General features: G+C 54.5%; 25 protein-coding genes, 1 tRNA gene and 1 pseudogene. 12 read left to right on the top strand and 15 right to left on the bottom strand.

The window, feature by feature from the left end:
- Window position 1: 1 nt before the first annotated feature.
- Window positions 2-784: an NYN domain-containing protein gene (locus BUB60_RS16285; protein ID WP_073081620.1), complete on the bottom strand. Its 783-nt coding sequence runs from the start codon at window positions 782-784 to the stop codon at window positions 2-4.
- 356 nt (window positions 785-1,140) lie between these two features.
- On the opposite strand from BUB60_RS16285, the gene BUB60_RS16280 reads away from it, so the two are divergent.
- From BUB60_RS16280 to BUB60_RS16260, 5 genes are all read left to right on the top strand, one after another.
- A complete protein-coding gene (locus tag BUB60_RS16280) occupies window positions 1,141-1,842 on the top strand; it encodes an ABC transporter ATP-binding protein (protein WP_073081330.1) in 702 nt (233 codons plus the stop codon).
- Complete coding sequence (locus BUB60_RS16275) at window positions 1,836-5,081, top strand: FtsX-like permease family protein (protein ID WP_073081328.1); 3,246 nt, start codon at window positions 1,836-1,838, stop codon at window positions 5,079-5,081. Before BUB60_RS16280 ends, BUB60_RS16275 begins: the two co-directional genes overlap by 7 nt.
- A gap of 16 nt (window positions 5,082-5,097) precedes the next feature.
- The gene (locus BUB60_RS16270; protein ID WP_073081326.1) at window positions 5,098-5,865 is read left to right on the top strand and encodes a tyrosine-protein phosphatase; all 768 of its coding nucleotides are present in this window, start codon (window positions 5,098-5,100) and stop codon (window positions 5,863-5,865) included.
- A 240-nt stretch (window positions 5,866-6,105) separates the two neighbouring features.
- Window positions 6,106-7,374, top strand: a complete 1,269-nt coding sequence (locus BUB60_RS16265) for a glycosyltransferase family 2 protein (RefSeq protein WP_073081324.1) — start codon at window positions 6,106-6,108, stop codon at window positions 7,372-7,374.
- A gap of 85 nt (window positions 7,375-7,459) precedes the next feature.
- On the top strand, window positions 7,460-9,175 hold the full coding sequence (locus BUB60_RS16260) for an AMP-binding protein (RefSeq protein ID WP_073081323.1): 1,716 nt from the start codon (window positions 7,460-7,462) through the stop codon (window positions 9,173-9,175).
- Window positions 9,176-9,493: 318 nt separating this feature from the next.
- Here the strand turns inward: BUB60_RS16260 and BUB60_RS16255 are convergent, their stop codons facing one another.
- From BUB60_RS16255 to yabP, 12 genes and pseudogenes are all read right to left on the bottom strand, one after another.
- Window positions 9,494-11,005 (bottom strand): B12-binding domain-containing radical SAM protein, encoded by a 1,512-nt coding sequence (locus BUB60_RS16255; protein ID WP_073081313.1) that lies wholly within the window; start codon window positions 11,003-11,005, stop codon window positions 9,494-9,496.
- A gap of 158 nt (window positions 11,006-11,163) precedes the next feature.
- Window positions 11,164-11,862, bottom strand: a complete 699-nt coding sequence (locus BUB60_RS16250; protein WP_073081311.1) for an ABC transporter ATP-binding protein — start codon at window positions 11,860-11,862, stop codon at window positions 11,164-11,166.
- Between the two features lies 1 nt (window position 11,863).
- Window positions 11,864-12,640, bottom strand: a complete 777-nt coding sequence (locus BUB60_RS16245; RefSeq protein ID WP_242941232.1) for an ABC transporter ATP-binding protein — start codon at window positions 12,638-12,640, stop codon at window positions 11,864-11,866.
- Between the two features lie 44 nt (window positions 12,641-12,684).
- Window positions 12,685-13,716 (bottom strand): branched-chain amino acid ABC transporter permease, encoded by a 1,032-nt coding sequence (locus tag BUB60_RS16240; RefSeq protein WP_073081306.1) that lies wholly within the window; start codon window positions 13,714-13,716, stop codon window positions 12,685-12,687.
- Between the two features lie 12 nt (window positions 13,717-13,728).
- Window positions 13,729-14,616 (bottom strand): branched-chain amino acid ABC transporter permease, encoded by an 888-nt coding sequence (locus BUB60_RS16235; protein ID WP_073081304.1) that lies wholly within the window; start codon window positions 14,614-14,616, stop codon window positions 13,729-13,731.
- Between the two features lie 205 nt (window positions 14,617-14,821).
- Window positions 14,822-16,063, bottom strand: a complete 1,242-nt coding sequence (locus tag BUB60_RS16230; protein ID WP_073081302.1) for an ABC transporter substrate-binding protein — start codon at window positions 16,061-16,063, stop codon at window positions 14,822-14,824.
- 386 nt (window positions 16,064-16,449) lie between these two features.
- The gene (locus BUB60_RS16225) at window positions 16,450-17,127 is read right to left on the bottom strand and encodes a DUF1361 domain-containing protein (RefSeq protein WP_073081300.1); all 678 of its coding nucleotides are present in this window, start codon (window positions 17,125-17,127) and stop codon (window positions 16,450-16,452) included.
- A 6-nt stretch (window positions 17,128-17,133) separates the two neighbouring features.
- Window positions 17,134-18,159, bottom strand: coding sequence for an AAA family ATPase (locus BUB60_RS16220; RefSeq protein WP_073081298.1), 1,026 nt, complete (start codon window positions 18,157-18,159; stop codon window positions 17,134-17,136).
- A 108-nt stretch (window positions 18,160-18,267) separates the two neighbouring features.
- Complete coding sequence (locus tag BUB60_RS16215; RefSeq protein WP_341444232.1) at window positions 18,268-18,693, bottom strand: S1 RNA-binding domain-containing protein; 426 nt, start codon at window positions 18,691-18,693, stop codon at window positions 18,268-18,270.
- Between the two features lie 124 nt (window positions 18,694-18,817).
- Window positions 18,818-19,093 carry an FtsB family cell division protein gene (locus BUB60_RS16210; protein ID WP_073081294.1) on the bottom strand — a complete coding sequence of 92 codons (276 nt, stop codon included), beginning with the start codon at window positions 19,091-19,093 and terminating at the stop codon, window positions 18,818-18,820.
- 280 nt (window positions 19,094-19,373) lie between these two features.
- Window positions 19,374-19,529 (bottom strand): annotated as a pseudogene (yabQ, locus tag BUB60_RS20885) (spore cortex biosynthesis protein YabQ); the annotation flags it as partial.
- A gap of 59 nt (window positions 19,530-19,588) precedes the next feature.
- A complete protein-coding gene (gene yabP, locus BUB60_RS16200; RefSeq protein ID WP_073081292.1) occupies window positions 19,589-19,876 on the bottom strand; it encodes a sporulation protein YabP in 288 nt (95 codons plus the stop codon).
- Between the two features lie 210 nt (window positions 19,877-20,086).
- On the opposite strand from yabP, the gene BUB60_RS16195 reads away from it, so the two are divergent.
- Window positions 20,087-20,163, top strand: a tRNA-Arg gene (locus tag BUB60_RS16195).
- A 386-nt stretch (window positions 20,164-20,549) separates the two neighbouring features.
- On the opposite strand, the gene BUB60_RS16190 is transcribed toward BUB60_RS16195, so the two are convergent.
- A complete protein-coding gene (locus BUB60_RS16190) occupies window positions 20,550-21,947 on the bottom strand; it encodes a tyrosine-type recombinase/integrase (RefSeq protein WP_073081290.1) in 1,398 nt (465 codons plus the stop codon).
- Window positions 21,919-22,638, bottom strand: coding sequence for a helix-turn-helix domain-containing protein (locus tag BUB60_RS16185; protein ID WP_073081287.1), 720 nt, complete (start codon window positions 22,636-22,638; stop codon window positions 21,919-21,921). The genes BUB60_RS16190 and BUB60_RS16185 overlap by 29 nt, the downstream gene beginning before the upstream one ends.
- 378 nt (window positions 22,639-23,016) lie before the next feature.
- Between BUB60_RS16185 and BUB60_RS16180 the strand changes: the two genes are divergently transcribed.
- The 6 genes from BUB60_RS16180 to BUB60_RS16155 form a co-directional block, all read left to right on the top strand.
- The gene (locus BUB60_RS16180; protein ID WP_073081285.1) at window positions 23,017-23,214 is read left to right on the top strand and encodes a hypothetical protein; all 198 of its coding nucleotides are present in this window, start codon (window positions 23,017-23,019) and stop codon (window positions 23,212-23,214) included.
- On the top strand, window positions 23,211-23,438 hold the full coding sequence (locus tag BUB60_RS20880; protein ID WP_073081283.1) for a helix-turn-helix domain-containing protein: 228 nt from the start codon (window positions 23,211-23,213) through the stop codon (window positions 23,436-23,438). Before BUB60_RS16180 ends, BUB60_RS20880 begins: the two co-directional genes overlap by 4 nt.
- Window positions 23,439-23,760: 322 nt before the next feature.
- Window positions 23,761-24,720, top strand: coding sequence for a ParB N-terminal domain-containing protein (locus BUB60_RS16170; protein ID WP_159435445.1), 960 nt, complete (start codon window positions 23,761-23,763; stop codon window positions 24,718-24,720).
- Window positions 24,717-25,187: a helix-turn-helix domain-containing protein gene (locus tag BUB60_RS16165; RefSeq protein WP_242941231.1), complete on the top strand. Its 471-nt coding sequence runs from the start codon at window positions 24,717-24,719 to the stop codon at window positions 25,185-25,187. The genes BUB60_RS16170 and BUB60_RS16165 overlap by 4 nt, the downstream gene beginning before the upstream one ends.
- Before the next feature lie 38 nt (window positions 25,188-25,225).
- The gene (locus tag BUB60_RS16160) at window positions 25,226-25,996 is read left to right on the top strand and encodes a replication protein (RefSeq protein WP_073081276.1); all 771 of its coding nucleotides are present in this window, start codon (window positions 25,226-25,228) and stop codon (window positions 25,994-25,996) included.
- On the top strand, window positions 25,986-26,992 hold a 1,007-nt coding region (locus BUB60_RS16155; RefSeq protein ID WP_073081263.1), incomplete at its 3' end, for a replicative DNA helicase. The genes BUB60_RS16160 and BUB60_RS16155, both read left to right, overlap by 11 nt.

Raw genomic sequence — 26,992 nt, 5'->3', positions numbered from 1 at the left:
GTCAGTCATATTTGTCGCGGACAAAGGGGTGCTTGATATTCGGGTCCGTCGTCTGGCGGAAATCGACCTCAAACCGGTCGATGGACTTGATGAGTGACGACAGGCTCTTGTAGCCGAAATTCCTGTGGTCGAAATCGGGCTGCTTTTTCAGGATCAGGTTGCCCAGCTCGCCCATGAACACCCAATCGTCGTCCTCCGTGAGGTCGGAGATCGAGTCGGCGATTATCTGCACCACGTCCTCGGGGACCTTCTGCCCGCGGGACTTGATCTGGACCTGCGGCTTTTTCTGCTTTTCCACCGGCTTCTGGGCCGCATCCTCCTCGGCCTGCTTCACTTCAACGGCCTTGGCCCGGATGACCTCGATATAGGTGAATTTATCGCACGCGGCGATAAAGGGGCTGGGCGTCTTCGTCTCGCCGATGCCGATAACGCGCTGGCCGGCCTCGCGCAGGCGGATGGCCAGGCGGGTAAAGTCGCTGTCGCTGGAGACGATGACGAAACCGTCCGTCTTCTCCGTATAGAGGATGTCCATCGCGTCGATGATCATCGCTGAATCGGAGGAGTTCTTGCCGACGGTGTAGCTGTACTGCTGGATCGGCGTGATGGCGTTTTCCAATAGAGAGAACTTCCACCCGGCGATGGAGGGATTCGTCCAGTCGCCGTAGATGCGCTTGATGGTGGGGGTGCCATAGATGGCGATCTCTTCCATGACGCTCTTGATGCAGTTGCGCGGGACGTTCTCCGCGTCAATCAGCACGGCCAGCCGGAGATTGTTCAGATTCAAAACATTTGATGTCAATGATAAACCTTCTCTCAAATAAGCTGTCGGGTATCAGGCGTTCGGCACTGAGGGCAGCAATATTGTCGGGATGTTTGCACATAAAGCGCGAAATTATTATAATGGAGTTGGCGCGGATAATCAACAGCTTCGTCGCATTATCAACAAACCCACAGAATTGTCCACAAATTCCCACAAAAATCAGGCGGAACGCTGTCGAATACCGGCGATCGCCCGCTGAATAGCCGGTTTTTAAGTGTAAAAGCTGTTGTTCACAATCAGTTCACGACATTGGCAGTATTTTCATGTATTATTATGGATGATATCTTCCCAATCAAAACCTCAAAAAAGCGAGTGAGACCGTGAGTTTTTTAAGCCTTGAGCATGTCAGCAAGCAATACAAAACGGGCGAAGTGGTGACCGACGCCCTCAGGGATGTCTCCTTCGAGATCGACGAGGGCGAATTTGTCGTGATCGTCGGGCCCTCCGGCGCCGGGAAGACGACGGTGTTAAACCTTCTGGGCGGCATGGAGTCCGTCACCGGCGGCGTCATTGCGGTGGCCGGCCGGCGCGTCAGCGACCTGTCGAAAAAGGAGCTGACGGCTTACCGGCGGCATGATATCGGGTTCGTATTCCAGTTTTACAACCTGATCCAGAACCTGACGGCGCTGGAGAACGTGGAGCTGGCGTCCCAGATCAGCCGCGCGCCGCTGGACGCCGGGAAAACCCTGGAGGAGGTCGGCCTGGGGGAGCGGAAAAACAATTTCCCCGCCCAGCTGTCCGGCGGCGAGCAGCAGCGGGTGGCCATTGCCCGCGCGCTGTGCAAAAATCCGCGCCTCCTCCTGTGCGACGAGCCTACCGGCGCCCTGGACTACGCCACCGGCAAGGACGTCCTGCGCTTGCTGCACGAGACCTGCCGCGACAAGGGGATGACGGTCATCGTCATCACGCATAATCAGGCCATCACGCCGATGGCCGACAAGGTCATCCACATCAAAAACGGCCGGCAGGAAAGGGTGCTCAAAAATATTGCCCCACAATCCGTCGAGGAGATTGAATGGTGAAAAAGGCCAGCGTCAAGGACATTGTGCGGGAGATCAGGAAAACAGCCAGCAGGTTCGTGTCGATCATCCTGATGCTTGTCCTGTCTGTCGCGTTTTTTACCGGGCTGCGTGCCACACAGCCGGATATGCGCCTCACCGCCGACGCCTACATGGACGCCCACGGCATGTACGACCTGCGCGTCCGGTCAACCCTTGGTCTCAGCGACGACGACATCGCCGCCCTCGGAAAAACAGACGGCGTCGCTCTGGCGGCGGGCCTCAAGCAGTTTGACGCGGTCGCCGCGTCAGAAAAGCAGGACATCGTCGTCTCTGTGGAAACACTGAGCGAGGCCGGCATCAATTCTCCGGAGGTACTTTCCGGGCGGCTGCCGTCTTCCCCTGACGAATGTGCCGTGGAGGACAGGTTCCTCGCCCAGACGGGGCTGCGCGTGGGGGACAGCTTCGCCGTTAAGGAGGTCCAGTCCGGCTTTGACGGGGCGCTCCGGGACACGACCTTCAAAATCGTCGGCCTGGTGCGCTCCCCGCTCTATATCTCCAAGGTCCAGCGGGGGAGCTCCACGCTGGGCAGCGGCAGCGTGGCCGCCTACATCGTGATACCGGCCGGCGCGGTGACGCTGGATTATTACACCCAGGCCGATATCCTTGTCTCCGGCGCGGCCGACGAAACAGCGTATACCGACGAATACAGCGATACGGTAAAAACGGTTTCCGACCGCATTGACGCCCTCGGCCAGACCCAGGCGCAGAAGCGCTATGACGAGGTTTACAATAAAGCCAACGGCGACCTGCGGAGCGCCGGGGCGGAGCTGGACGAAAAAAAGGCGGAGCTGGAGGACGCGCGGCAGCGATTGAACGACGCCAGGGCCCAGCTGGCCGACGGACAGGCGGCGTATGCCGGGGAAAAGGCCAGGGCCGACAGCGCGCTTCAAAAGGCCCGCGGCACGCTGGACGCGTCCGCCGGAGAGATCGCGAAAAACAAGGCGGACCTTGACGCGGCGCAAAAGCAGCTGGACGCGCAGAAGGCAGCCGGAGAGGCGCAAATAAACGCGGCCCAGAATGATTTAAGCAGCAAGCAGGCGGCGCTGAACGACGCGTACGCCGCATATAACGCCGCCCGCGCGGCGTATGAGGAGCAGCTGGCTCAGTTTAACGCGCTGCCCGACAGCATCAAGCAGACGATGCCGGACACGGCCAGGCAGCTGGAGGAGGCCGGCGCGCGGCTGGCCGCCCAGAAGCAGCAATTGGACGCGCAGCAGGCCGCCCTGACGGCGGGCCTCCAGGCGCTGGACAGCCAAAGCGCGACCCTTAATGAACAAACGTCGGCGGCGCAGCGGCAGCTTGACACTGGGAAAGCGTCTCTCCTGACGGCGCAGCGGCAGCTGGACGACGGACGCCGGCAGTACGAGAGCCAAAAGGCCGAGGCCGACAAAAGGCTCGCCGGCGCCGCGGCGCAGCTGAAGGATGCCGAAGCGCAGCTCGCCGACAGCGAGGCGCAGGTCGAAGACGGCGCGGATAAGCTCGCCCAGGGCGAAAAGGATATCCAGGACGCCGCGGCGAAAATCGCGGACATTCCCCAGGGGAAGTGGTACGTCCAGGACAGGAGCGGCAATGCCGGTTACCAGAGCTTCGGCGAGGACGCCGACAGGATCGGCGCGCTGGGCGGCGTGTTCCCGGTCATCTTCTTTGCCGTGGCGGCCCTGGTGTGCCTGACGACGATGACGCGCATGGTGGACGAAAAGCGCGTGGAGATCGGCACGTATAAAGCCCTTGGCCACAGCCGGCTGACGACGGCGGGGAAGTTCGTCTATTACAGCCTGTCGGCCACCGTTATCGGCGTGGCCGGGGGGCTCGCCGCCGGGCTGCTTGGACTCCCGCAGTTCATATTCAAGGCGTATTCCATTCTGTACGACCTGCCGCCGCTTTTAACGCCGGTGCAAGCCGGTGTCTGCGTTACGGCCGGCGCGGCCGCGCTCATCTGTACGGTCGGCGCCACCACGGCGGCCTGCCTGTCCGCGCTCCGGGAGACGCCGGCCAGCCTTCTGCGGCCAAAGGCGCCGGAGCCCGGAAAGCGCGTGCTGCTTGAGTATATCACGAATCTGTGGAAGAAGATGTCTTTTTTTGCGAAGGTCTCGGCGCGGAACATCTTCCGGTACAAAAAGCGCCTGGTTATGACGCTTTTAGGCATCGCGGGCTGTACGGCGCTCATCGTCACGGGCTTCGGTCTCCGGGATTCCATCACGGACATTGCCGATATCCAGTTTGGCCGGATATTCCATTATAATTTACTGGCCTACCTGCCGGACGGCGCGGGAGAGGACGCGGCCTCAGTCGTTTTGAAAGACAGCGCCGGTGTGACGGACTATCTGTTCGAGCAGTCGACGGCGGCGGATTTCACGGCGGGCAGCGGCACGGTGGACGGACAAGTGATCGTCCCGGACGATCCGGACCGGCTCGGCGACTTCGTCCGGCTGGCCCACCGGGCGGACGGCAGGGCCGTCGCGCTCACGGACGACGGCGCCGTGATCACGGAAAAAATGGCGGAGCTTCTCAATCTTCATCCGGGCGACACGTTTACCGTGGAGGCAGACGGGAAATATAACGTTAAGGTCGCGGACATCGTGGAAAACTACGTGTATCATTACGTCTACATGACGCCCGGCTACTACAAAGAGGTCTTCGGCAGGGACGAAAAGGCCAATCAGGCGTTTATCCGCCTGAAGGAGGATACGGACAGCGCGGCGGACCAGGTGTCGTCTGAGATTTTGAAAGACGGCGGCGTGGCGTATGTGTCCCATTTCACGTCGGTGGCCAAAACCTTCAGAGATTCGATGAACAGCGTCAACGCCGTCGTCGTGATCATCCTGGTCTCCGCGGCCCTCTTGGCGTTCGTTGTCCTCTACAACCTGACGAATATCAATATCACCGAGCGCACCCGGGAGCTGGCCACCATCAAGGTGCTCGGGTTTTACGACAGGGAGGTCTCCTGGTACATCGTCCGGGAGAACATGATCCTGACGGTCATCGGCGCCGCGCTGGGCCTTGTGGGCGGAAAGTTCCTGCACGCCTGGCTTGTCCGTACGGTGGAGCTGAGCTTTGTCATGTTCGGCCGCACACCGAAGCCGTCCAGCTACATTCTGGCCGCGCTGCTCACCTTCCTGTTTGCCGTGGCGGTCAATTTTATCGGGCAGCGGCACATAAAACGCATCAATATGGTTGAATCGCTGAAAACGAACGAGTAGGAAGGAGCGTGTATATATGGCCGGCTTTTACAGGAGGCTGCCGCTGCGGAGGCTTTATAATGCCAGGGATCTGGGCGGATACCCGACGCGGGACGGCGGCACGACGAGATTCGGCGTATTTATAAGGAGCGACGCGCCGAAAAACCTCACCGAAGGGGACCTGGCCTTTTTAAAGAACTACGGGGTGACGGACTCCATAGATTTCAGGGGTGCGCGGGAAATCACGGCCGAGCCCAGCTGCCTGCGGAACGTCGGCTGGATCAGATATCTCCAAAGCCCCACCTTCAACGAGCAGGTCGCCTTCGCCACCCGTGGCGCCGGTGCCGGTGCGCCGCCGGTTAGCGCCTTCGTGGACTGGGGCGCCAAATATATCGAAATGGCGGACGACTGCATGGGCTGGGTCAGGGAGACGCTGGAGTTCTGCGCCGCCGCGGACGGCGCCGTATTGTACCACTGCACCACGGGCAAGGACAGGACCGGCATCATCTCCGCGCTGCTTTTAGGCCTCGCGGACGTCCCGGAGGAGGATATCATTGCCGATTATTGTGTCTCAGAGGTGTATCTGAGGGCTGTTTACGAGGGTCTCCGGGCCGCTTTCCTCAAGCGCTTCCCAACGGAGCCGGTCAGCCTGGCGGACCCGTTTTTTAAAACAGCCCCGGCCAATATGGCGGCGCTTCTGGCGCATCTGAAAGATAAATACGGCGGCATCGGCCCCTATCTGGCCGCCTGCGGTGTGAAGGAGGTGGTGTGCGGGCAGCTCCGGCGGCGCCTGACCGGCGTCTGAAACAGGCTGTTTATGTCACAAGCTCCCGCACGTGCAGGCCGGAATTGACAGATATCACCCCATTTCCGGGATTTGTGCATGTTAAAATGACGAAAATGCCCTGTGCGCTTATTGCGAATCTATTAAATTATTAAGAATTTATTAAGAATTTATTAAAAAGATTGTTTATTTCCCGCGAAAAGGGTATATATATACTGGTGTGTGTGTGATGTATATGTTTACCTAAAGGAGCAGTAAACAATGAAGACGGTTGGTCTTATCAACTTTATCCTGTCGATAGCGTTTACGGTTTGCTATCTGTACCAGTTCATTTATCTGCTGGCGCCGATATTCAAAAAGAGCAAGCCGGCGGCATCGGCCACCATTCTGCACAGATACGGCGTTCTGATCTCGGCCCGCAACGAATCATCGGTCATCGCCAATCTCATCCAGAATATCAGAGAACAAAATTATCCGCAGGACTTTGTGACGATTTTCGTCGTGGCGGACAACTGCTCCGACGACACGGCCATTGTCGCCCGCGACACCGGCGCCGTCGTCTATGAGCGTTTCAACACGCTGGAGGTCGGCAAGGGCTACGCCCTCGATTATCTGCTGACGCGCATCTCCGAGGATTACGCCAAGGACGCGTTCGACGGTTTCTTCGTCTTTGACGCGGACAATCTCCTCGACGAGAACTACATCGCGGAAATGAACAAGACGTTTTCGCAAGGCCATAAAATCATTACCAGCTACAGAAATTCCAAGAATTACGACGCCAACTGGATCTCCGCCGGGTATTCCCTGTGGTTCCTGCGCGAGTCGCAGTTCCTCAACAACTCCAGGATGCTGCTCGGCACCAGCTGCGCCATCGGCGGCACCGGGTTTCTGATGCACCGGGATATCATCGAGAAAAACGGCGGCTGGAAGTTCCACCTCCTGACGGAGGATATCGAGTTTTCCGTGCACAGCATTATAAACGGCGAGCGTATCGCCTTCTGCAAAAACGCCGTCCTGTACGACGAGCAGCCCACCGAGTTCAAGCAGTCCTGGCGGCAGCGCCTGCGCTGGGCCAAGGGCTTCCTGCAGGTGTTCCAGAAGTACGGCGCCGCGCTGACAAAGGCGGTTTTCACGCGCCGGAGCTTTTCCTGCTACGATATCCTGATGATCATCCTGCCGGCGATCTTCCTGACGATGTTCAGCGTGCTGTTCAATGTCGTGGCGACCATCGCCGGGGCCACCCTTGGCTACGACGTCTCCTCGGCGGTCAACTCCCTGATCTGGACGTTCATCAATGGCTACCTGCTCCTCTTTGCCATCGGCCTGATTACGCTGATCTCGGAGTGGAAGCAGATCCATTGCAAGGCCTTTTACAAGATCATGTATCTCTTCTCATTCCCAATCTTTGAGTTTACGTACATCCCCATCGCTTTGGCGGCGCTTTTCGGCAAGGTCGAGTGGAAGCCCATTATCCACAAGGAAGTCAAGACGCTGGCCGACGTCCGCGGCGAAATCAGGAAGGCCGGCTGATCACAGGTTCATATTGTTGAAGCGGACAAACGTGTGGTATACTACCTGAAAAGGCGGTATGCCACACTTTTTTGGAGGATACAGCATGAACGTGAACGCGCCCTGGCTCAGGCACTACGGGAATGTCCCGCAGCATCTCGATTACCCCGACTGTTCCATGGCCGGGCTGGTGCTCGAGGCGGTGAAAAAATCCCCTGATACCGTCGCCTACGATTTCTTCAGCACCAGGGCAACGTACGGGGATTTTGCCGAAAAGATCGACCGCTGCGCCCGGGCTCTTGCCGCGATGGGGATCGGGCCGGGCCAGCGTGTGACGATCTGCATGCCGAACACGCCCCAGGCCGTCGTTATGTTCTATGCCTTGAATCTGATCGGCGCGGTGGCCAACATGGTCCACCCCCTGTCGGCCGAGGAAGAGCTCGTCTTTTATATAAACAGCTCAAAAAGCACCGCCGCGCTGACACTGGACCAGTTTTACCCGAAATTCAGCGCCATTATGGCGCGGACGTCCCTGCGGGCGCTGATCGTCGCCGGCGTTGACGACGGGCTCGGCGGGCTCAGAAAGCCCGCCTACAGGCTTACGAAGGGGCGGAAGATCAAACGGGTCAAAACGGGCGGGAAGGTGATCCGCTGGGGCGATTTCATCCGGAACGGGGAGAGTTACGGGGCACCCTATATTTTTCCCGGAAAAGGGGACGACCTGGCCGCGATCCTGTACAGCGGCGGCACGTCCGGCAGGACAAAGGGCATCCTCCTGACCAACCTGAACTTCAACGCGCTGGCCATGCAGACGGCCGCTGCCGGCAACTGCATTGTCCCCGGCCACGTCATGCTGGCCATCATGCCCGTTTTTCACGGCTTCGGCCTCGGCGTCTGCATTCACACGATGTTCATCAGCGGTGTCAGCGGTATTCTGGTGCCGCAGTTTTCCGTCGCCTCCTACGCGGCGCTCCTGAAAAAGTATAAGCCCCACTACATTGCCGGCGTGCCGACGCTTTTTGAAGCGCTTTTGCGCATCGACAAGCTGGACGGACTCGACATGTCCCAGCTGGAGGGCGTTTTCTCCGGCGGAGATTCGCTGTCCATAGAGCTCAAGCGCAAGGTGGACGCGTTTTTGAAGGCCCACGGAGCCAGGGTACAGATCCGGGAGGGCTACGGGCTCACCGAGAGCGTTACCGCCAATTGCCTGACGCCGCGGGATTTCCACAAGGAAGGCAGCATCGGCATCCCGTACCCGGACATGTTTTTTAAAATCGTCCGGCCCGGCACGCAGGAGATGGTCCCTTACGGCGAGGTGGGCGAGATATGTATCACCGGCCCGACCCTCATGAAGGGCTACGCCGAGAGCCCGGAGGAAACGGCGCAGGTGCTCCAGACCCATCCCGACGGCCGGCGCTGGCTGCATACGGGCGACCTGGGCTCCATGGACGAGGACGGCTTCGTCTATTTCCGCCAGCGCCTCAAGCGCATGATCATCTCCTCCGGCTACAGCATCTATCCCTCCCAGATCGAAAATGTCATCGACGCCCACGAAAAGGTCCTGACGAGCTGTGTCATCGGCGTCCCCGACCCTTACAAGATGCAGAAGGTCAAAGCCTTCGTCGTCCTGCGGGACGGCGAAAAGGCCACCGACGAGATCAAAGCCTCTATCCTGGCGCACTGTAAAAAGAACATCGCCAAATACGCCCTGCCCTATGAGATCGAATACCGGGACGCCCTGCCTAAAACCCTCGTCGGCAAGGTGGCCTATACGGTGCTGGAGCAGGAAGAGGCGGACAAGCTGAAAGCCTCCGGCGAATAAGACAAAAAACGGCCGCGGGCGGGTAAAACCGTCCGCGGTTTGTTGTAGGTATTTACAATGATTTAACCGGACTGTTATTGCAGATGATATCCGTCGGGCGTATCCTGTAGGAGAAAGGAGGATTTATGATGTTAATTTCAAAACAGGAAGACGAATTTTATCGCTTTACGATCAAGGACGACAAGGATCTGGACGATCTGATTTTCACGGAAGAGGAAGACGCGGTCAGCGAGAAATAAACCGGAGAGCATACCAGGGAGCGCGGCCCTGGTATTTTCATGCACAAATTGCCGCCGTATTAATATCCGGCGCCGCAAATCAGGTCAATAAAGCGATCTTGCTTTTTACAACGGTGCGTCCTTTCTTGTACAGATGACGCAGCCGGAACAGCCTTGTCGCCAGCGTGTAGGTGCTGTTGATCTGCGATTCATATTTCACGGGATCGCCGGCGTAAGCGGTCAGTCTGCTCCGCAGGCCGGCAAACTGCAGGCAGTAGATCAGCTTATACCACAGCCGGCCCTCCGGCCCGTTGTCACCGCGCCAATAGGCGCTGAACTGCTCCTGCATAGGCGCGTACATAATGGTGTCCATTTCCTCCGTGGACAAGATTCCGCGTTCAATCGTGAGCGGGACGATGTCCGTTCCCGGCAGAAAGTTCAGGCCGTGGAGCTGCAGCTCGAACGGCGCGCTGAATTTCTCGATGAGCGCATATGTCTCTTTCAGGGTTTCGATGGTTTCAAACGGGTGCTGCAGCATGAAGTCGTAGATCGCGCTGGCCACGCCGGCGTCCCGGATTTTTTGAACCGCCCCGATGATATCCTCCTGGGTTTCGTACCTGTGGAAGATATCCTTTCTGATCTGCATGGCGCCGGACTGCACGCCCATGACGACCTCCGTCAGGCCCGCGGAGACGAGCTTTTTCAGCGTGTCGGCGTCGACCGTTTTGGGGTGCGCCCAGATCACAAACGGCAAATTGACGCGCTTTTTATACGCGATGACAAATTGCTCCACCCAGCCGGGCGAATTCGGAAATACCTCGTCGTAGAAATGAATCAGGGTCACGCGATTGAGCTTGCTTTTCACTTCGGCAAGCTCCTCAATGACGCTGTTCACCGAACGGGTGCGGACGCCAGGGATGCATCTGGGCAAAAGGCGCTTTAAATTCACGCAGCAGCAGTACGAGCAGGTAAACGGGCAGCCCCGGGAAGCGATGAGCTCATAGCTCAGAGCGTGCAGCTGCGGGTCTCCTTCGGCGCGCCTGTCGTGCTCTATGAAACAGGCGTTCTTGCTGACGATGGCCGGCATGCCGTAATCGTCTATATTTTCGCTGACGTCCCCCACGTCGTTGATCACATTCATGTTGTGTGATCTGTAGCACAAGGAGGGGATGCCCGAATAATCGTCCCCGCGGCTGAGGGCGTCGGCCAGCCGGCAGATGGCGTGTTCGCCGTCGGCGCGGATCACAAAATCTATCCCCCGCTCCAGAAAACGCTCGGGGAACATGGAGGCGAACGCGCCGCCGCAGACCGTCGGAATACTGAACTGCGCCGTGATTGCGCCAATCACCGCGTCGACGGTCTCGAGATACATGGAGCTCATCACAGATAGTCCGATGAGCATGGGCTTTGCCCGGGTGATCTCGCCGCAGAGCAGGGCGATTTCCGCCTCGGTCGTCCGCGAGGGATGGAGGCTGTTGAAGTCCTTGTAAAAAACGGTGATCACCGTATAGCCCTGCCGCTCCAGTGCGGTTTCGAGATAACGCACGCCCAGCGCCTTTGTGTTATAAAACGCCACAAGCATCACGGCGCCTTTTTCGCCTGTCATATCCATTGAATAATTCCTTTCGATTCTATGTTCGGTCAAAACGCATCTCATAGAATTATTCCCTGATATTATATGCTCAAACAGAACATAACAGGCCTTCGGCGATATAAAAACGGCGGTGGCAATGTCCCAAGCGTGACATTGCCCCCGCCGTATGGATTTATTTAACCGCCGAGATAGGCTTTTCTGATCTCGTCGCTCTGGGCCAGCTCCTCGCCGGTGCCGGAGAGGGTGATGTTGCCGGTCTCAAGGACGTAGGCCCGGTGGGCCACGTCAAGGGCCATGCCGGCGTTCTGTTCCACCAGCAGGATCGTTGTGCCGGCTTTGTTCAGCTCGGTGATGATGCTGAAAACCTGCTCGACGAGGATCGGGGCCAGGCCCATGGAGGGCTCGTCCAGCATCATGAGCTTCGGCTTGCTCATGAGGGCGCGGCCCATGGCCAGCATCTGCTGCTCGCCGCCGGACAGCGTCCCGGCGACCTGCTTCCGCCGCTCCTTGAGCCGTGGGAACTTCGTGAAAATATCCTCCAGGTCCTCCTCGGATACGGTGCTTTTCGTAAACGCGCCCATCTCGAGATTTTCAATGACGGTCATCTGGAGGAAAATGCGCCGCCCCTCGGGGACGTGCGCCAGCCCCGCCCGGACGACCTTATGCGCCTCCAGCTTGGTGATGTCGCGCCCGTCGAAAACGATATTGCCCGTTTTGGGGCGGAGAAGGCCGGAGATCGTCTTCAAAACGGTGGATTTACCGGCGCCGTTGGCGCCGATGAGCGCCACGATCTCGCCGGGGCGGACCTCAAAGGAGACGCCCTTGATGGCGTGGATGGGGCCGTAATAGACGTTAATATCGTTGACTGTCAGCATATCAGTGCCCCTTTTTCCCAAGATACGCTTCGATGACGTCCGGATCGGATTTGATCTCCTCGGGCGTCCCCTTCGCGATGATTTTGCCGTAGTTCAGCACCGCGATGCCTTCGCAGATGCCCATGACGAGGTTCATGTCATGCTCAATGAGCAGAATCGATATCTGGAACGTGTCGCGGATCTTCCGGATGTTTTCCATGAGCTCGCTCGTCTCGGAGGGGTTCATGCCGGCGGCCGGCTCGTCCAGAAGGAGGAGCGTGGGATTCGTGGCCAGCGCCCGGACGATTTCAAGCCGGCGCTGGGCGCCGTACGGCAGGCTCCCGGCCTGATTATCGGCCATGTCGGCCATGTCGAAGATGGACAAAAGATCCAGCGCGCGGCCGCGGGCAATCTTCTCGGCGCGCCAGTACCCCGGCAGACGGAATATGGCGCTTGCCAGATGATAGTCCATCTCGTTGTGCAGCCCGATGAGCACGTTGTCGAGAACCGTTAAATCCTTAAAGAGGCGGATGTTCTGAAACGTCCGCGCGATGCCGGCGCGGTTGGCCTGGGTGGTGTTCATGTTCTTCGTGTCCCTGCCCTCCAGGAGCATCCGGCCCCGGGTGGGCTGATACACCTTTGTCAGGAGATTGAATACCGTCGTTTTGCCGGCGCCGTTGGGGCCGATGAGGCCGGCGATCTCTGTCCGCCCCAGGGTGAAGTTGAAGTCGTCCACAGCGGTGAGGCCGCCGAAGTCGATGCCGAGCCCGATGCACTCGATGGCGGGGGATTTATCCATGTCCCGATCGGGGAGGAGCGTTTCGTGGGGGTCGTGCTTTGCCATTAACGGTCACCCGCTTTCTTCGATTTCCCGCCGGATGTCAGCCTTTCCCAGGGCTTTCCCAAGAGCCGGGAGAGCGAGAAGTCATACGTTCCCATAAGGCCGGTCGGCTTAAAGATCATGACCACGACGAGAAGGAGCGAATAAACCACCATGCGGTACGCGTCAAATTCACGCAGGAACTCCGGCAGCGCTGTCAAAACAGTCGCCGAGATGACGGAACCGATCATTGAGCCCATACCGCCCAGAACGACCATGACAAGAATCTCGATCGATTTCATAAAGCCGAAGCCGGTGGGGTCCAGAATACCGATATATCCGGCATAAAGGGAGCCGGCCACTCCGGCAAAAAAGGCGGACATGACAAAGGCCATCGTCTTATAGTAGGTCGTGTTGATGCCGCAGGACTCCGCCGCGATCTCATTTTCGCGGATGGAGAGGACGGCGCGGCCGTGACGCGACTTCAGTATCGCGTGGATGACAAAGCAGACGAGAAAAACGCAGATAAACGTATCGAGAAACGTCGTCGTCTTCGGAATGGATTTGAGGCCGGCCGCCCCGTACGTCAGCTTAAAGCCGATAACGCTGTCGATATTGAGGAGGATGACGCGGATGATCTCCCCGAATCCCAGGGTGATGATCGCCAGATAATCGCCCTTGAGCCGTAACGCCGGGATGCCGATGATAAAGCCGAACACCGCCGCCACAAGGCCGCCGATGAGCAGCCCGAGCGGAAGGGACAACCCCAGCGGCAGGGTTTTGATCACGGCTTTCATAAAGATTGCCGAAGCATACGCGCCGACGGCCATAAAGCCCGCGTGCCCGAGGGGCAGCTGGCCGAGATAGCCTGTGGCCAGATTGAGCGAGACGGCCAGAATGATATTGATGCCGATCAGCATGATGATCTTGTTGTTGTAAGTCGAAATGACCTTCGCGTCGGTAAGGCTGCTGACGACCACAAGAAATACGACAAAAAGCCCGGCGTTGATCAGATATCGGACCGGCATGGGGATACCTTTGTAGCCTTTGATCATATCAATACCCCCTTATACCTTTTCCTTAATAACGCGGCCCATGATGCCCGTTGGCTTGACAAGCAGGACGACGATCAAAATGGCGAAGACAACGCCGTCCTTCCAGACGGAGAGGCCGAGCGCCGACACCAGCGCCTCAAGAAGGCCGATGGCAAAGCCGCCGATCATCGCGCCGGGGATAGAGCCGATGCCGCCAAGGACAGCCGCGACGAAAGCTTTAAGCCCAAGCATCGAGCCCATCGTCGGCGAAGCCTGGGGATAGGCCGAGCAGTACAGCACCGCGCCGATGCCCGCCAGCGCGGAACCGACGGCAAAGGTAAAGGAAATCGTTTTGTTGACGCTGATGCCCATGAGCTGGGCCGCGCCCATATCCTCGGATACCGCGCGCATGCCCTTGCCCATCTTTGTCTTCTGGACGAGGAACGTGAGGAGGACCATCGAGAGCACGGAGACGACGATCGTCACGGTGGAAACAAAGCTGATTTCCGTCGTGCCGAGCCTGAAGTTAGAGCCGCTGATGATCGAGGGCATGGCCTTCGCGCCCGCGCCCATAATGAGCTGGGAGATGTTCTCCAGGAAAAACGATATGCCGATGGCCGTGATAAGTAAGGACAGACGCGGGGATTTGCGCAGGGGGGAGTAGGCCGCTTTTTCAATAAGCACGCCGAGGAGCGTACAGCCGGCAATGGCGGCGATAATGCCGATAACAGGCGGCAGGCCGAGCATGGTCATCATGATCCAGGCGATATAGGCGCCGACCATAATGATATCGCCGTGGGCAAAGTTCAGGAGCATGATGATCCCATATACCATGCTGTAGCCCAGCGCGACCAGGGCGTATATGGAGCCGGACTGCAGCCCGTTGAACAGCTGGCTGACGATGGTAGAAAAAACCGACATCTTCTATCATTCTTTCAATATAGATTTGGTATATTTATGTGTGGGTGCAAAATCACAAACATTATAACAGCGTAAACGCCGCCATTACAATGGAAATTTCTTAATTATCAAAAAAATTGGCGCTTAACCGGGAATTTTGCCATGAATCAAAGCAAGCCATGCGGGGCGGACATATCGTCTCCCCGCATGGCTTTGCAGCGTGAGCTTAGAACATCTGAGAGAAGGTTTCCTTACCGTCGGCAAGCTTCATGATGACGGCGCTCTTGATCGGATTGTTGTACTCGTCAAAGGAGTATTTGCCGCCGAGGCCAACGGATGTGGTGTTTTTCATCGCGTCGATGACGGCCGCCTTATAATCGTCGGAACCGGCTTCCAGTCCTTTTTCTTCGGCCGCCTTGATGGCGTCAAGCAGGACGATCGCCGCGTCATAGGCCTGGGCGGAGAACATGTCGGGGGTCTCTCCGGAATATTTGGCTGTGAAAGCGGCTTCGAACGCCTTGATCTCGTCTGTGGAACCCGACGCGTACCCGGAGCAGTAAACGCTGCCTTCGAGGTCAGCCGGGGAGGCATATTTCGAAACATTGTTCCAGCCGTCGCCGCCCATGAAGGTGGCCTTGATGCCGGCCTGGCGGGCCTGCGTGACGAGCATGCCGTCGTCTTCATAATAGTTGGGGCTGAAAACGACGTCGGGGCTCTTCGAGTTGATATTGGTCAGCTGGCTCTTAAAGTCCTTGTCGCCCTTGGAGTAGCCCTCCTGGTCGACAACGTTGATGCCGAGCTCTTCGCACTTGGCGACAAAAGCGTCCTTCAGACCGACGGAATAATCGTCGCCCGTCTGGAAAATGACGGCAGCCGTCTTCGCCTTCAGAACGTCGTTGGCGAACTGGGCCATCTTTTCGCCCTGGAAAGGATCGATAAAGCAAGTGCGGAAGACGTTTGTATTGACCGTCTGCGTGTCGGCGTTATAGGTAACGGCGGCAGCGGTTGCCGAGGCGGTGATCAGGGGCATATTGTACGTAAGCGCTTCGTCGACGACGGCCAGCGTGGGCTTCGACGTCACAGGGCCGATCAGCCCGGTGATACCCTCGTCAACCATGCGGCTGAAGGCGTTGACGGATTCCGTCGGATCGCCCTTGTCGTCATAGACGACGGTCTCGATCTTCTTGCCGTTGATGCCGCCGGCATCGTTGATCTGGTCAATGTAAAGCTGCGCGCCGTGAGAAACGGCGATGCCGTATTGCGCGGCTTCTCCGGTCAGGGGGCCGAGGATACCGATCTTGATGGTGCCGCCGTTGGCCGCGCCGCCCGACGCGCTGGGCGATGCGCTCCCGTCGGCGCTGGCGCTGGGGGACGCGGAAGGCGTTGTATTCGTCCCGCCCGAACCGCAGCCGGCGAGGGCGCCGAATGCAAAGATCAGGACAAGAGCGATGCAAAGAATCTTTTTCATTTTTAAACCTCCATAAAAATCTTCACAAAAGACCGCATGCTGATTTGCTCGGCATGTCCAGCCTTGAGCTACATAATGAATGACGCAGTGCCGATTTGGGTCGGCGCTACACTAGTGCGTTAAAGAAATTGACGGTATAAAGAAAAAACCATGCATACACACGGGCGGTCGTAGAGGAATTCGCTCGATATGCAATGGTAATTTTCCGTGGAATAAGCAAAAATGTGAATTAATTTTAACCCCGAACTTCATAAACGTCAAGTATCACGCAAATATTCGTCGTAAATAAATAAATATCTGCATCACCCGCCGCGTAATTTACATAAACCGACAAGGGCCGTTAAAGAAACTCGCTCCGATCCCGCCCGGCGCTAAAAAGCCGCCGGCTATTCTCCCGTTCCGGGACTTGACGGCTTGCCGCCGGCGGAAATGTAGTAAACAATATAGGTTGCGGCGATATAGGCCGAAAAGAGCAGTGAAAAGAGGATCGAAAAGGCTGAGAGCTCCTCCCTGATCCTGACGAGCATGGAAAAGGGCCGGAGTACATCCCAGGAGTTGAACCGGAGTATGCGGCCCACATAAATGGCAAAACCGCTGAGCAGGCAAGTCCCGGCGATCAAAAAGGCGCCGATCATCCTGCCCAGCCGCCTGTTCAGCAGCATATGAACCTCATACATGGACCGCAGCCCCATGAGCGCGGAGAAGACGGCGCCCAGCCCGATATAGACAAGGTGGACCCAGCTGTATATATCTGTTGAATAGATAACGTTCTTGCCCGCGTAGCTGTAAAAGGGGCCGCTGACGTAGATGAGATCGGTAATCATATAGGGCGCGTTCGGAAAGAAGACAAACCACAGAAAAGCCAGCAGAAAAGCGACAGCCCTTCGCCTGGGCTGCTTTGTGACGCATGTTTTCAGCATCCGGGAAAAGAGAAACGGAAGAAACGCCAAAAAGACGTTCCAGACGAAGAATAAAAAAGAGATGTTCCCCGAATAAACGACCAGCCCGATACTTATGGCAAGATAGCCGCAAAGGCAAAGAAAAAGATAGACGGATTGTTTCATCTTTCCCTATCCCATTTCAGACGCTTTTTCCAGGTCGTCCTTTGTAAAGGCCATCAGATCGTCCCTGGTAGGCGCGTCGATACAGGAGACGCGGTCGGAGTGGACGGAAACGGCGTCCTCGAAGAAATTGCGCACGTCACGGGCATTGCCGAAATTCGCGTCCCGCGTCTCGTAGATTTCTTTGAAGTAGTCCTCGGCGAAGGCTCTGGCGCCATCGCTCAGTACGTATTCGTTTTTGGCGCACATGCCGTCGAAGATGGTGTACAGCTCGCCGCTGGTATAGTCCTCGAAGACGAAATACCTGTTAAAGCGCGACTCCAGGCCCGGATTCGAGGAGATGAAATCCTCCATCAGCGCCTCGTACCCGGCGACGATGACAATGAAATCGTCGCGGTGATCCTCCATGGCCTTTAACAGCGTCTCGACCGCCTCGTGGCCGAAATCGTTGGCCCCGTCCTTGGAGACGAGGGCGTAGGCCTCGTCAATGAACAGAATACCGCCCAGCGCGCTTTTGATGACGTCGCCCGTCTTGATGGCCGTCTGCCCCACAAAGCCGGCCACGAGCCCCGAGCGGTCCACCTCCACGAGATGACCCTTCGATAAAACGCCGATGGCACAGTACAGCTCTGAGAGGATGCGGGCCACGGTCGTCTTTCCAGTGCCGGGGTTGCCCATGAAAACCATGTGCAGCGACATCGGGGGGACGGTCAGGCCGTTTTCCTCCCGCAGCTTGCGCACCTTTACGAGATTGATAAGGCTCTTGACGTTGGCCTTGATCTTGTCGAGGCCGACGAGACTGTCCAGCTGCTGCAAAAGCGCTGTGAGATCCGGCTTGTCGGGGGCTTTTTCCGCGTTTGTCTTCGGCGCGGAATCGCGGAGCGCGCCGCCGGTTTCACGGAGCAGCTCGTCGGCGGCCTTGTCGGCGTTTTCTATCGTCCCCAGAAGGTCGGCAAAGCCTGCCAGACTGTCCAGATACGCGCCGGACGGCTTGAGCTTGAAATCCGCCATGTCTTCCTTATGCTTGTTGTCCATAGAGATCACCCCGTTGAGACGATACGCGTCTGTTATTATTAAGTATCATACCATGTTTGCGGATTAATACAACGAAAGCCCGCGTCAAGCGGGCTTTGGGATTTTAACTTATCTGCCGCCCCTGCGCCGGGGGTTCTTTTTGTCGGCATACTGCTTGATGCCGGAGATCTTGCTGTCGGAATCCTGCATAAAGCGCTTCAGCTTATCCTCAAAAGAGGGCTCGCTGGCCTGCTGGGGACTGTACGGCCTGTCGCCAGGCTGCCGGATCGGCGGCATTTTTGGACGGCGGGGGATGTCAGGCTTCGGCGCCGGCGGGAGCGCCGCTTTGATGGAGAGGTTGATTCTGCCGTTGTCGTCCAGGCCGATCACCTTCACGGTCACTTCCTGGCCTTCCGTCAAATGCTCGCGAATGTCGTTGACATACGAATTGGCGATCTCGGAAATATGTACGAGACCTGATTTCCCCGGTGCGAGCGTGACAAAAGCGCCGAATTTTGTGATGCCGGTAACCTTGCCCGTGACGATTGATCCCACTTCAAACTCCATACGAAAAGTAAAACCCTCTCAATGTATTTACATCATAATTGTACTTCGGTTATGATAATTGCCGTACCGCCGCGTTCCGCGCCGAGGCTAAAATTTCAAGCCGCCAAAACGGCTATTTACCCGCAATAAATATTTTTTCGCCGGGGACGACGAGGTTGAGATCGTTTCTGGCCGCGTTCGCGATGGTGTCGCTATCGCCGCTGTGGTCTATTTCGTACTGGAGCTGCTCGTTCGTCGCTTGTTTTTCCGTAACCTGCTGCTTCAGGTCCGCCTGCCTGACGAGAGCGGCGTCGATCTGTGCCCGCATGTTGATCAGAGTCACCGACGCGTAAACGATCAGAGCGAATATGACGATCTTCGTAATTATACCGGCCCTTTTCAGCCTCATAAATGACTCCTTCCCGTTCAAATCTCGGTTTATGAACCCGATGTTCTGTCTGAAGGGTATTATCGGGATATATTTTATACCATTTGCGCATATAATGAAAGATATTTTTGAGAAAATGTCTGAATTTTTTGAGCGCCAAATAAGCCCATACGAAAGGTCTCGACAGACAATAGAACAAAAACACGATGGCGTCGGCCAGCGCGTTGCATAATATGAGAGAATAGCGGCTCAGCGTACAGAAATAGAGGATGCAGCCGAGTATGGCGATAACATTCATAAAAATCCGCTGCCGGCCCTGGCCGAGCGAGATGCCGAGGAGAAAAAGCGCAAGGCCCGTAATCAGCCAGAACAGAAAGTCCGTGACGGCCGTGACCGTTTTTGAACGGCTCCTGTGGCGGACGACGCGAAAAAAGTCATATAAGAATCCGGCGGCCATCCCCAGGACAAAGGAGGACGCCGCCTGAATGAGCTGCTCTGAGATTGGAATATTCATCGCTATTTAAACAGGCGGGAGAACAGGCCGCCGGACACCTTGACGTCATCCTCGTATTCCAGTCTGTCCACGATACCTTCCATGACGACGTCGCCGCTGTCCAGGCTCAGCTTTTCGATCCGGAGCTCTTTGCCGTGGACGATCAGGACGCCCTGCGATGTGCTCATGATGATTTCGCTCTCGTCAAAGCTCTCAACGTCGTCCACGCCGGAGACGGAGACCTTCTTCCGGCCCTCCATGATCACGTTGTGCGGGATATCCACCGTCTTGTATTTTTCTTCGTAAGCCATATGCGCCATCCTTTCTCGTCCGCGGACACCGGCGCCGCCTCGACACGCGCGCCGCTTTTACTATATGTATATTGGCCATGCCCTCCAAATATTAACGAATTCCTGCGCCGACGCGCCGAAAGCGCTGTTTTTCCGGTCGTTGAGACTTGTACTTTACATGCGGCGCCGTATTTGATATAATGACTCTCGCCCTCCGGCAAAAGTGCATACGCGCCCGTAGCTCAGTTGGATAGAGTGTCAGACTCCGACTCTGAAGGTCGCTGGTTCGAATCCAGTCGGGCGTACCAAGAAAAAGCCCTGTGATTGCAATAATCACAGGGCTTTCCGTTTTCTGTGAACAGTATATGAAAATTCAGTTTTACCGCACATTTACCGCACAACACTGAAAAAACGTGCATTATGTGCGTAAAATTTTGTGGGGTGCCGTCAATCTTCCGGTACGCATAGGGGCCTTGCGTAACCGGGGTATATATGGAAAGGGGAGGGGGGTGGCATGGTCGAGCGCGCTGCCGTGGGTGGTATATAGATATGACTTTATATACTTGCGTTCCTGGAGCCAAAATGTTTCCGATCTACGGAAAAGTAAACTATCGCTTGTTTCCTGGATCGTGGAACGAATATTGTGAAAGGACGACCGTAATTGAACAGTCGTCCTTTTCCGTGTTGTTGGGCCTTATCCAATAGCCTTTTCGCCTTTTCTGAGCATAACGTCGGCCAAACACTCGCTGGCTTGTGCGTCTGCTTCTTCTATAACGTGGCTATATATGTCCGTTGTGGTGCTCACCTTTGAATGTCCCAGCCGCTTAGAAACGGCTACAACGTCTTTCCCGCTGTTTATTAGGATACTCGCCATTGTATGCCTGAAGGCGTGAGGATTGATGTGAGGCAGGCCGTGACGACGCGAAAAGTCACGCAGCCAGCTTGTGACGCTATCCGGGTTCATGGGGAGGCCGTTGTCCTGAGTAAAAACAAAGTCTTTATTTTGCCACTTGCTTCCGCTTTTAAGTTGCAGTTCGGCATGCCACGATTTGTATTGTTTCAGGAGTTGCATAGATTCGGCTGGAAGCTTGACAAACCTAATCGCGCCTGTTTTGGTTGTATCTTCGTATACACCGCGATCTTGGGCATATAGAAGTGCGGAATCAATTTTTAGTTGATTATTTTTAAAGTCGATCTTGCTCCACTTCAGCCCGGCAATCTCGCCGCGTCGGCAACCGGTGATAAGAAGTAAATGTGTAAACATGCGCCACTTTATCGGTTCGCTTTCGAGAGCGTCCTGTATCTGCAAGATATCCGCCGGCTGAAAATAATTAACTTCATTGTGCGTTTGTTTTGGTGGAGTGGCTTTTGAAGCGGCATTATATTGTACCAGCATTTCTTTTTCGGCCTGATCTAATACAGTCGAGATAAATCTGTGATACTGTAGGACTGTCTTTGGTGATAGAGGGGTTTTGTCCTTTTCAATGGCAAAGACATCTGCAGTTTTGGCATCAAGGACCCTTGCGATGGCGTCGGCCTTCGTAAGGGTTATTTTTTGGTTCCTAAATGCCGTGTTGACGGTTGTCTGAGAAATTCCCGCCGATTTAGATAAGGCTTCGCGCGTCATCATTTTTGTTTTTAATAATTCCGATAGGTCAACGCGAGCGGTAGCTTTACCGGTTCCTTTTCGAATTCCGGCCTCACTCAAATTCTTGTAAAAGCCGTTTAGATGTTGGGGCCGCACTTCGACAAGTTTTAGATGGCCAATCCCCTCATTTATTCTTTCCATGAGGGATTTATATAGCTCTACGGTTCTATGCTTTATTCCGCCGCTTTCCTTCAGCCCTATGACGTACTCGGCATATTTACCGAATGTCTGCTTGTTATCTACGACATATCCCAGTTTAATATCTCTCTCAAAGTCAGCTGCGACACGCTCCAGCTCTTTTTCAAGCTTTCTTGGCGTCAATCCCTCCGGCGGCGTCCAGGTCATGAAATGACGAATCTGCTTCTTGTTTACATCCCGACCGTGGGAAACAGTGATCTGATAACTTGTGCTAGACTTATTTTCGATCTTCTTGATGTTCGCCATTGTTTTCACCCTCCTTTAATAACCGTTCTCTGAGTTTAAGCAGTTTTTCTTGAATTGTTATTAGGTGGATTTTATTCAAATCTTCTCGTTTGAACGATTCGGGGGTTCCGTCTGCTGTTATCACATTGAAAGCGAGATCCCTTTTATCATATGGGGTGTATTGATAATAAAGAAATTTCTCCAAATCATCAATAATATCGTCTTCATTATCAAGTAACGCATTTATGACATCAACTTTATGATCCCACTCGAACATAGAATTTGATGTCATTGCCGTATTAACAATGAGATGATAGGCTTCTCCCAAACCTGCCCCTTTTGCCTCTTCGAGAGCGGGCCAGCCGGGCTTGTAATTATGGTATGTCTCAAGGTGCTTGATCGCGTTATCAGATAAACCGAGTCTTGCCCCGATATCCGTATTCTCTCGCTCGATTGCACCCCGATTTTCTAGCAAAAAGTCATATGAAACGTTAATACCGTGGCACTTTCGAAAATACTCCGTAATCTTCACGAAAACTTCTATATCTGGTGTGCTTTGGCCATTTACATATAGGCTTACCGTTTGCCGTTTCACTCCAACATAATCGGCAATACTGGTTTGAGTCGCTCCCGTCCTTTTCATGAGTTCTTTGAGTGCTGCGGGAAAAGGTTTATTTTCCGTCAAAAAGGCGGGTTTTCTTTGCCCCTCCATATCTTTAACTCCTTTATAGTCCGATTCTGTTGCTTTTACATCAAGGCGGTCAGAATACATTGACAAAGTCCGATGTTATTGCTATTATTGTATCATAGTACGAAATAATTGTCAAACACAAATCCACCCCGATGTTGCCAGAGGCATTTCCGGGGGGCGAGAAGGGAGGCGTGTCTTTACGGCTCGAAATCGGAAAATATCAAGAGCAAAAAAGTGCAGAGAGGAAACTATCGATAGTAGAAACAAATATGGGAAAATTGATCTCACACCGTATTTAGCAATAAAGAATATAATCAGCAAGTGCAAATAATGAAAAGCGCCGCTTTCCTTTCGGAAGCGGCGATTTTAATGCGAATCGACGATTAAGGAGGGAAATCAATGTATAAAGCAAATGCCGATATTCGAAAGGCTTGCAAGGAAAACAGAATAAGTTTGTGGCGAGTTGCGGAGCGCTATAATGGCGGCATGGCTGATAGTAATTTTTCTAGGCTTTTGCGTCACGAATTATCTGAAGCACAGAAACAGAAGGTGCTGAACATTATCGAAATGCTAAAAGTGGAAGAGGTGAGTGCATGAGCATCATGCTAACCGTTGCCGAGGCTGCCACCCAATCACATATGTCTCCAGGGGCAATACGCCGCTTATGTGCCGAGGGCAAATTACGTCACGTCAAAGTCGGTGTGAAAGTCCTCATAAATGAGCGGATTTTCAACGAGTTCCTTGAAGGGACAATCGAATCGGCACCTGAAACTACTGGACCCGTTTGCGGGATCAGGCGGTTAGTTAATGGAGCTGAATAATGGCGGATATTCAAGAAAAATGCAGTACACCCCTAAAGTCAATTCGAGCCTACTGTCTCGGCTGTTGCGGGAACAAAGCGCCCGAAGTAAGAGCATGTCCTTCGACGAACTGTGCACTTTACCCTTTCCGCTTCGGTCATATGCCGGGACAAGGATTAACCGACGAACAGAGACAGAAGAAAGCCGAACACCTCAAAGCTTATCGTTTTGCCTCGAAACAACGCCATAAGATGGCGCGGGACGATGCTTAACACACATTGGGGTATGTAAGGATATACCCCCAACTAAAGCAAATATCATACGCCATGTTATGCCAAAGGAGGTGTCTACGATCACGACACCAACCATTGATCCCGAATTTAAATCGCTGATACCTCCGCTGACGACAGCAGAGTTCGAACAGCTCGAAGCGAATATTCTTTCTGACGGGTGCCTTGACAGCCTGAAAACCTGGGGCGGCGTTTTGCTCGATGGGCATAACCGTTTCGAGATTTGCACCAAGCACAGTCTACCATACCGGGTTGAGGCAATAGCGGTCGACAGCCGCGAAGACGCCGTCATCTGGATATGCAAGAACCAAATGGGCCGACGCAATATTACCGACTCACAACGGACGTATTTGATCGGCAAAGAACAGGAGGCGCGCAAAAAGCAGCGCGGCGGAGATAGAGGGAACCAATATAGCAAGGAGGCAAGGTTCCAATCTGGTACTTTGCCGCAAGGCAAGACGGCTCAAGTTGTTGCTGAGGAACACGGCGTGGGATACGGAACGGTCGTGCGGGCCGAGAAATACGCCAAAGGTATTGATATCATCGGCGAATCTGATCCCGAGTTAAAGCGGGACATATTATCCGGCGCAAAGGTTATAGCAAAGCAGGACATTGGCGCTGTCTCCAAGTTGCCAGAGCCAGAGCGTCCCGCCGCCATTGAAAAGATAAAGCGCGGTGAGAGGCTGAATCCGCCAGAGCCCCAAAAGCCCCGGGAGCCTGAAAAGATTGATCGCTCCGACACGACAGTTGATTTCTCGTTTCTCACGCAGGATCACAAGCTTATCGAAGAAGACCCGGAGTTTTCAAGCTTTCTAAATAGCATGGCTGCAGACGCCGAATTGATGGCGCAGTTAAAAGAAGCCGTTTGCATCCCGGTTGTTTCAGAGTTCCTCGTTAAAGCGATCAAGGACAAATTAACACAGTATCCAGACACAATCGAAAACGCTGACAATCCCGACAGAAAAGCCTTCGTAAACGTATTCAATGTCTTGAAAAAGATAATAAGAAAGTGAGTAAAAAGGATTTGAGTGATATGACACATCCGGGCGGAAGACCAAGTAAATATCGAGAAGAGTTTGTTCAGCAAGCATTTAATTATTGCCTTCTTGGCGCCATAGATGCCGATCTGGCGCGATTCTTTGAGGTCGACGAAGACACGATTTACGAGTGGAAAAAAGCATATCCGGAGTTTGCTGAAGCTTTGAAGAACGGCAAGGAAGCGGCAGACGCCCGCGTAGCAGCAGCACTATTTAAGAGGGCTACAGGATACGAAATTCCAGCGGAAAAGGTATTTCAATATCGTGGTGAAATAGTGAAGGCGGAGACGACTGAGCATATCCCTCCTGATACGACTGCCGCGTCGTGGTGGCTGAAGAACAGGCGCCCTCAGGACTGGCACGACAAGCACGAAGTGGAATTGAGTGGTCCATCGGTTACGTTCATCGATGATCTACATATTTTTGATGATGATAATTCATAAATTTTGATGGAAAAGTTTCAGGTATAGGAGGCTGCCGGATGGCCGACGTCCAACTTAAAAATGGATATACACCAGTAGCAAATGAAATCCTGGATAATCTCGTCCGGCTGCCGCTTAACGGGACGCAATGGCGGATTGTGCTTCTTCTATGGCGGGAAACATACGGTTTTTCTCGTAAGGAATGTGCTTTCTCTGATGCGTATATGGCTTCGAGGCTCGGAATCAAACGCCAAAATGTTCATACGGAGTTTAAAGCTTTAGAAAAAGCGGGGATTGTTAAAGTGACGGTGCAGCCGACGTTCTCAAGCCCGCGTAGCGTTTCGTTTTGCAAGGATCACGATATTTGGAATATCGGGGGGTGTAATGCAAAAGCATTGCAGCCATGCGATGCCATGACAGGTATGCAAGAGGATGCCATGACAGGCATGCAGGAGCATGACAGGGGTGTAATGCAAAAGCATTGCCATAGAAAACAACCATTAAAACAAAATATAGATGATTTCTTTGAAACGGCATGGAAGCTGTATCCGAATAAAAAGGGTAAGGCTCAGGTCGGGGCGTCTGCGAAGACGCGGTTATACGATCTTGGGATTGAACAAATGGCGCGTTGTGTTAAGCGGTATCTTGACGACCTAAAAAAAGATGCCTGGCGCAAGCCGCAGAATGGCTCCACATTTTTCAACTCAGGTTACGTCGATTACATGGACGCGAACTACATCGGTGACGCAGCAGAGAACATGCCAATAGTGGCACCAGTGTTTGAGACCAAGATGATTGATGGGAAAGAGGTGGCAATCCGTGTCAACTAACGCAACAGACATAGCTGAGATAAACGTTATCGGTTCAATCTTGCTAAATCCGGGGTCATTTCAACTTATCGACTTAAGGACAGAAGATTTTTATTTCGCTTTGCATCAAAATATTTTTCAAACAATCTCTGACCTGTCACGTAATGGTGAAATCATTGACCCCGTAACCGTCCAAGCGAAACTCGAAGCCAAGGGACAAAAAATCCCCGCCGAAATACTCCGCAGTTTCGCCAGCGTGACCGTGACGGCGGCCAATGTCGAAGAATACGCCCGCATCGTGAAAAATGCCTCGCTGATTCGCTCTCTAAAATCGATGTCCTCGGAGATGCAGGATGTCCATGATACCGATGATGGGCAGGAAATACTTGTCCGGTCAATCAAGAAACTTGATGAGCTGATGCAAAACGGAACGCCGGTAGATGTGATTGACAGCGTGTCGGCGCTTTTAGACCTTCATGAGTACCGGAATGCCATCAGCGAAAAGCCTGACGGCGAGTTTATACGAACAGGGTTTGAGAATCTTGACAGAATTCTCGGAGGCGGTCTGCTGAAGGGCGGATATTACATACTCGCTGCGAGGACTAGCATGGGAAAGACTAGCGTTGCGCTCCAGATGGCTGACAATGTGGCGGGGTATCATGGAAATGTGCTTTTTGTTAGTCTCGAAATGAGCGTTCGGCAGATGACGGCAAAGCGAATATCGAGGCTCACAGGTATTCCAAATATGAAAATCTTAACCGGCTCTCTTTCTGCGGATGAATATCGGAAATTCGGAGATGCAGCATCAACGCTGGCTGAGATTCCTGTAATACTCAATAAACGCGTGTCGGCATCTGTTGCAGATGTACAGACAATGGCCGTCAGAGTCAATCCGTGCCTAATTATCATCGACTATTTGGGTCTTATACGGCCGGGTAGTAGGCGGAAATCAAAATATGAGGAGATCACCGAGATATCTCACGACCTCAAAGCCCTGGCGCTCAAACTGAATATCCC

Origin of the sequence: Sporobacter termitidis DSM 10068, from assembly GCF_900130065.1 — a bacterium.
Lineage (GTDB): Bacteria > Bacillota > Clostridia > Oscillospirales > Oscillospiraceae > Sporobacter > Sporobacter termitidis.
Note: the sequence above shows the minus strand (reverse complement) of the source record. Positions and strands in the feature narration are given on the sequence as shown.

Bases quoted from the DNA above. Each gene is read 5' to 3' on its own strand.
- BUB60_RS16275 (WP_073081328.1), top strand. From the start codon at position 1,836: ATGGTGAAAAAGGCCAGCGTCAAGGACATTGTGCGGGAGATCAGGAAA.
- BUB60_RS16270 (WP_073081326.1), top strand. From the start codon at position 5,098: ATGGCCGGCTTTTACAGGAGGCTGCCGCTGCGGAGGCTTTATAATGCC.
- BUB60_RS16265 (WP_073081324.1), top strand. From the start codon at position 6,106: ATGAAGACGGTTGGTCTTATCAACTTTATCCTGTCGATAGCGTTTACG.
- BUB60_RS16260 (WP_073081323.1), top strand. From the start codon at position 7,460: ATGAACGTGAACGCGCCCTGGCTCAGGCACTACGGGAATGTCCCGCAG.
- BUB60_RS16255 (WP_073081313.1), bottom strand. From the start codon at position 11,005: ATGGATATGACAGGCGAAAAAGGCGCCGTGATGCTTGTGGCGTTTTAT.
- BUB60_RS16250 (WP_073081311.1), bottom strand. From the start codon at position 11,862: ATGCTGACAGTCAACGATATTAACGTCTATTACGGCCCCATCCACGCC.
- BUB60_RS16245 (WP_242941232.1), bottom strand. From the start codon at position 12,640: ATGGATAAATCCCCCGCCATCGAGTGCATCGGGCTCGGCATCGACTTC.
- BUB60_RS16240 (WP_073081306.1), bottom strand. From the start codon at position 13,716: ATGATCAAAGGCTACAAAGGTATCCCCATGCCGGTCCGATATCTGATC.
- BUB60_RS16235 (WP_073081304.1), bottom strand. From the start codon at position 14,616: ATGTCGGTTTTTTCTACCATCGTCAGCCAGCTGTTCAACGGGCTGCAG.
- BUB60_RS16230 (WP_073081302.1), bottom strand. From the start codon at position 16,063: ATGAAAAAGATTCTTTGCATCGCTCTTGTCCTGATCTTTGCATTCGGC.
- BUB60_RS16225 (WP_073081300.1), bottom strand. From the start codon at position 17,127: ATGAAACAATCCGTCTATCTTTTTCTTTGCCTTTGCGGCTATCTTGCC.
- BUB60_RS16220 (WP_073081298.1), bottom strand. From the start codon at position 18,159: ATGGACAACAAGCATAAGGAAGACATGGCGGATTTCAAGCTCAAGCCG.
- BUB60_RS16210 (WP_073081294.1), bottom strand. From the start codon at position 19,093: ATGAGGCTGAAAAGGGCCGGTATAATTACGAAGATCGTCATATTCGCT.
- yabP (WP_073081292.1), bottom strand. From the start codon at position 19,876: ATGGCTTACGAAGAAAAATACAAGACGGTGGATATCCCGCACAACGTG.
- BUB60_RS16190 (WP_073081290.1), bottom strand. From the start codon at position 21,947: ATGGCGAACATCAAGAAGATCGAAAATAAGTCTAGCACAAGTTATCAG.
- BUB60_RS16185 (WP_073081287.1), bottom strand. From the start codon at position 22,638: ATGGAGGGGCAAAGAAAACCCGCCTTTTTGACGGAAAATAAACCTTTT.
- BUB60_RS16180 (WP_073081285.1), top strand. From the start codon at position 23,017: ATGTATAAAGCAAATGCCGATATTCGAAAGGCTTGCAAGGAAAACAGA.
- BUB60_RS20880 (WP_073081283.1), top strand. From the start codon at position 23,211: ATGAGCATCATGCTAACCGTTGCCGAGGCTGCCACCCAATCACATATG.
- BUB60_RS16160 (WP_073081276.1), top strand. From the start codon at position 25,226: ATGGCCGACGTCCAACTTAAAAATGGATATACACCAGTAGCAAATGAA.